This window comes from Pseudomonas sp. SDT291_1_S447, assembly GCF_054070155.1.
On sequence record NZ_JBSVXS010000219.1, the window covers coordinates 1 to 4,459 of the forward strand.

6 protein-coding genes are annotated in these 4,459 nt (G+C 59.5%); 5 read left to right on the plus strand and 1 reads right to left on the minus strand.

Annotated features, from left to right (window positions below; genetic code table 11):
* Positions 1-217 precede the first annotated feature (217 nt).
* The 3 genes from ACW9IR_RS28800 (at position 218) to ACW9IR_RS28810 (ending at position 1,904) form a co-directional block, all read left to right on the plus strand.
* Positions 218-349, plus strand: coding sequence for a hypothetical protein (locus ACW9IR_RS28800; RefSeq protein ID WP_016987951.1), 132 nt, complete (start codon positions 218-220; stop codon positions 347-349).
* 70 nt (positions 350-419) lie between these two features.
* Entirely contained in the window at positions 420-602 is a 183-nt protein-coding gene (locus tag ACW9IR_RS28805; protein WP_025113527.1) for a hypothetical protein, read from the plus strand.
* A gap of 114 nt (positions 603-716) precedes the next feature.
* A complete protein-coding gene (locus ACW9IR_RS28810; RefSeq protein ID WP_180988110.1) occupies positions 717-1,904 on the plus strand; it encodes an MFS transporter in 1,188 nt (395 codons plus the stop codon).
* Here ACW9IR_RS28810 and arfB read toward each other — a convergent pair.
* Entirely contained in the window at positions 1,901-2,314 is a 414-nt protein-coding gene (gene arfB / locus ACW9IR_RS28815) for an alternative ribosome rescue aminoacyl-tRNA hydrolase ArfB (protein WP_221732015.1), read from the minus strand. The two genes, ACW9IR_RS28810 and arfB, sit on opposite strands and share 4 nt — an antisense overlap.
* Before the next feature lie 455 nt (positions 2,315-2,769).
* Between arfB and ACW9IR_RS28820 the strand changes: the two genes are divergently transcribed.
* A complete protein-coding gene (locus ACW9IR_RS28820; RefSeq protein ID WP_011333757.1) occupies positions 2,770-3,033 on the plus strand; it encodes a PAAR domain-containing protein in 264 nt (87 codons plus the stop codon).
* A gap of 116 nt (positions 3,034-3,149) precedes the next feature.
* Positions 3,150-4,459 (plus strand): DUF6531 domain-containing protein (locus ACW9IR_RS28825; RefSeq protein WP_457466003.1); only part of this gene is annotated, 1,310 nt, incomplete at its 3' end.

Here is a 4,459-nt window from a genome sequence, read left to right on the forward strand (position 1 = left end):
AGCCAGCATCTTAGTTGACTGATACACCGCTATCGCGAGCAGGCTCACTCCTACATTTGTTTTGTGGTGACCTTTCGTTTTTGCGCCCCCTGCGGCCATCTGTCGCATTAATTTGAATTAAAAGTCTGATTGTCATTTTTCCTGCTGTATCCTGCGCAGGCTTTCAAGAAGCGCGGATCTACCAGATCTATCAACAGACTTAGCGAGGAGCGCAACCATGCACGAGATTCCTAATCTCCCCTTCCCAAGCCTGCACGTACCTGAGCAGACGACCACGCAACAAGCCGGCGCGGGGCAACCCGAGCCGAAAGAAGCCGTTGAGAGCCGCCCGGCCGACAACGAAGAGTAAGACCCGTCGTACAGACCGTGTGGAAAGCGCTAACATGCGCTTTCCACACTGCCTGAACCCCGAGCCCGCCATGACCGACGAATTCTCTGAAAGCCAAGCTGCCGTACTGATCGGCGCCACCGAGAAAATGATCGAGATCTGGAATCGTCTCTCCCCCGAGAAACAAGCCGCCCTGCTCGCCCGTTTCGGCAGCGAAGAAAATGCCCTGGCGGCGCTGGTCACCACACAACTGGTTGCCCCGGCCAAATCCTGAAGCGTCCACCCGGCAAATAGTTTTACTTTTCCCGCCCCAGATCCGTCCGCGCCGGTATCATAAGCAGCCTATCTAATCTGCCGCTCCCGTGGATCGTTACCCATGTCGTCCTCTATGCCAGAACCCCAGCGCCCCCTGGCGGTCACGCTGCAAGTTGTTTCCATCGTCCTCTTCACCTTTATCGGTTACCTCAACATCGGCATTCCGCTCGCGGTGTTGCCAGGTTACGTCCACAGCGATCTGGGCTTTGGCGCGGTGATCGCCGGTCTGGTGATCAGCGTGCAATACCTCGCGACCCTGCTCAGCCGCCCGTATGCCGGCAAGATCATCGATAATCAGGGCAGTAAACGTGCGGTGATGATTGGCCTGGCCGGGTGCGGCTTGAGCGGTGTGTTCATGCTGATTTCGGCGTGGACCCCGAGCATGCCGATGTTCAGTTTGATCAGTCTGTTAATTGGCCGTCTGGTGCTGGGCAGCGCGGAAAGCCTTGTCGGCTCCGGCTCGATCGGCTGGGGCATTGGCCGGGTCGGCGCAGCAAACACGGCCAAAGTGATCTCCTGGAACGGCATCGCCAGTTACGGCGCACTGGCGGTCGGCGCACCGTTCGGCGTGTGGCTGGTCGGCCAGTTGGGATTGTGGAGCATGGGCGTCAGCATCATCTTGCTGGCGATTCTTGGTCTGGCGCTGGCTTGGCCGAAAACCGCCGCGCCGATTGTCGCCGGCGAACGCCTGCCGTTCATGCATGTGCTCGGCAAAGTGTTTCCCCATGGCTGCGGTCTGGCACTGGGTTCGATCGGCTTCGGCACCATCGCCACCTTCATCACCCTGTATTACGCCACCCAGCATTGGGACAACGCGGTGCTGTGCCTGAGCCTGTTCGGCGCCAGCTTCATCGGCGCGCGGCTGTTGTTCGGCAACCTGATCAACCGCCTCGGCGGCTTTCGCGTGGCGATTGCCTGTCTGTCGGTGGAAACCCTTGGCCTGCTGCTGTTGTGGCTGGCACCGGACGCTCATTGGGCGTTGGCCGGTGCGGCACTAAGCGGTTTTGGTTTCTCGCTGGTGTTCCCGGCGCTGGGCGTGGAAGCGGTGAATCTGGTGCCCGCCTCAAGCCGTGGCGCAGCCGTTGGCGCTTACTCGCTGTTCATCGATTTGTCGCTGGGGATCACCGGGCCATTGGCCGGGGCGATTGCCGCGGGATTCGGTTTTGCCTCGATCTTCCTCTTCGCTGCCCTCGCCTCGCTAAGCGGATTGGCACTGAGCGTGTATCTGTACAAGCACACCGCCAAGTATCGCGAAGACTAGAAATCCACCTTGCCGCGCCCGGCCTTGATACTGCCGCGCTTGGTTTTCGATTCGAGCCGGCGCTTCTTTGAGCCGAGGGTCGGCTTGGTCGGACGGCGCTTCTTTTCGACTTTGGTGGCGCTGAGAATCAGCTCGACCAGACGCTCCAGCGCATCGGCGCGGTTGGCTTCCTGCGTGCGGTACTGCTGGGCCTTGATGATCAACACGCCGTCGCTGGTGATGCGACTGTCGCGCAGCGCCAGCAGCCGCTCCTTGTAGAAATCGGGCAAGGACGAGGCCGGTATGTCGAAGCGCAAGTGCATGGCGCTGGAGACCTTGTTGACATTCTGCCCACCGGCGCCTTGCGCGCGGATGGCGGTCAGTTCGATCTCGGCATCCGGCAGATGCACGTTGTTGGAAATCACCAGCATGGAAAAACGTCCGTAATCAGAACGCGCAGGATACCGCGAAACAGACCTTGAACCTGCTGAAGATCCACTGCAGACCTTCGCCTGTTCACGCTGAGATCAGTGCAATCGCCATCGATTTGTCAGAATTCATCAGCCGCCCAAGTGCGCAACTTCTTGCGCACCTGTCGTCGAAAAAACGCCCGCCAATCGCCTACAGCCCACGTCACACGGGCCCTGTAGCCGAGTGCGCAAGAAGTTGCACAGCACTGCGCAACTTCTTGCGCACTTTGAGACGGTTTCCCCCAGAAAAAATCGATTTATCTCTAAGGCACAGGACGCAAACCCTTACCGTGTAATGGCCATATAGTGGCTGGCACGGATTTTGATATCAAATCGTCACTAACTCATGCTGAACGCAGGCAGGAAAGACAGGATTGCTCGCCGAGCCAGCCATCCTCGGTCAAAGGAATGACGCAATGAAAGACGCAATTCGCTTGGGCGACTCCACCACTCACGGTGGCAAGGTCCTCGAAGCCTTCTCCCGCACCGACCTCAACGGCAAGCCGATTGCCGGGGTCGGTCACAAGGTCAGTTGCCCATTGTGCAAAGGGATTTTCCCGATTGCGGAGGGCAGCAGCACCTACACCGTCGATGGCACCCCCATCGCACTGGACGGCATGAAAACCGCCTGCGGCGCCGCACTGATCGCCAGTGGCCCGAAAGGCGCTGTCGTCAGCTAATTCCGTTTTTTCACTTTGATGCGTACCTCTGAGAGGCGGCTTTTTCTCGCCCGCTCATTGAGGTCTTCAATTTTTGCCCGCAAAGCCCGGACCTTGTCGCCGGGTGAGATGCCGTGATGACCACTGAAACTGCTGTCGCAAAACGTGAGCCCCAAGCCGCCATCGTTCCACTCAATGCCATCGACGTTCAGGACGTCGCCAGCAGTGCGGCGGCTTTCGATGCCTGGCTGCAATCCGCCACCGATGGCGTGGTCACGCTTGACCGGATCAAGAACTACGCCGGTTTCTTGCCGGTGGTCGGCAACATCATGGCGCTGGTCGATGCGCTGAGTGACATCGTCACCCTGTCGGACGCCAAGCAACGCGACTTGCTCACGTGGGCCAGCCTCGGCATCAACCTGATCGGCGTATTGCCGTTGCCGCCGTCGATGGCGGCCGCGCGGATGACCTTGCGCCCGACGCTGTTTCTGGTACGTCAGGAGATGAGGGCCAGCGGCAAGTTGCTGCTCAGCACTTCCGTGATCGAGGTGCTGGTCGGTCACCTGAACGCCTCGATCATCGGCACCCTCGATGACTTTGTTGAGCAAGCCAAAGGCAAGTTGCCGGGGATTCTGGCGGACGCTGGCAAGCTCGGCGAAGAAATCATCAACGAGATTGCCACCGGTATCGAAACAACGGCCCTTGGCCGGTTTGATGCCAAGGGTGATCTGGAGGAAGCCAGCGCGAGAGCCAGCGTCGGGCGTGGCCAACTGCTCAACGACCCCCTCGCGACGGCCGACAACTTTTTAGCGGCCGCCAACAGCGCCTTGAAAGCGGCAGGCAAGGGCTTGGCCAACAGCGTCGCGCAGAATCTGGTGTCGACCAAGCTCCAGACACAGATCACCACCGAGACCGGAAAACTGCGCGCGATGGGCCCGGAACTGCGCACGCAGTTGAGCAAGCTCGACGATAAAAATGTGCAGAACTCCATCGGCTGGCTGCTGCAGATCCTCTCCAGTGCCGTGATCCTGTGGCGCAAGCGCAATGCCCATGGCCAGAATGCTGCGGTTCATACCGAGAAGACTGGTAAGGCCACCCACACGGCAGCGGAGGGCGAATTGGGTGCTAACAACAAGCAAGCCCCAGCGAAAAGCGCGCCCAATCCAGAGAAAGGTCCCTGTAAATGCGCCACTGAATTCAGCATCAACTTTGCCCTGGGTTCGGAAAGCCTCAGCCATACCGATTTCAGCCTGCCCGGCCCCTTCCCGATCGAATGGACACGCACCTACAACTCTCGCCTCGACACCTACGATCAGAGCGAACTCGGCGCTCGCTGGATCAGCGAATTCACCACGCGTTTCGACTGCGTGGACGATGGCCTGACGTTCTACAGCGCCGATGGCCGCGATCACAGCTATCCGTTGCCTAAGGTCGGCCTGTTCCACTA

Excerpts from the sequence above, each read along its gene's own strand:
- ACW9IR_RS28800 (WP_016987951.1), top strand. The coding sequence starts at position 218 with ATGCACGAGATTCCTAATCTCCCCTTCCCAAGCCTGCACGTACCTGAG.
- arfB (WP_221732015.1), bottom strand. The coding sequence starts at position 2,314 with ATGCTGGTGATTTCCAACAACGTGCATCTGCCGGATGCCGAGATCGAA.
- ACW9IR_RS28810 (WP_180988110.1), top strand. The coding sequence starts at position 717 with ATGCCAGAACCCCAGCGCCCCCTGGCGGTCACGCTGCAAGTTGTTTCC.
- ACW9IR_RS28820 (WP_011333757.1), top strand. The coding sequence starts at position 2,770 with ATGAAAGACGCAATTCGCTTGGGCGACTCCACCACTCACGGTGGCAAG.
- ACW9IR_RS28805 (WP_025113527.1), top strand. The coding sequence starts at position 420 with ATGACCGACGAATTCTCTGAAAGCCAAGCTGCCGTACTGATCGGCGCC.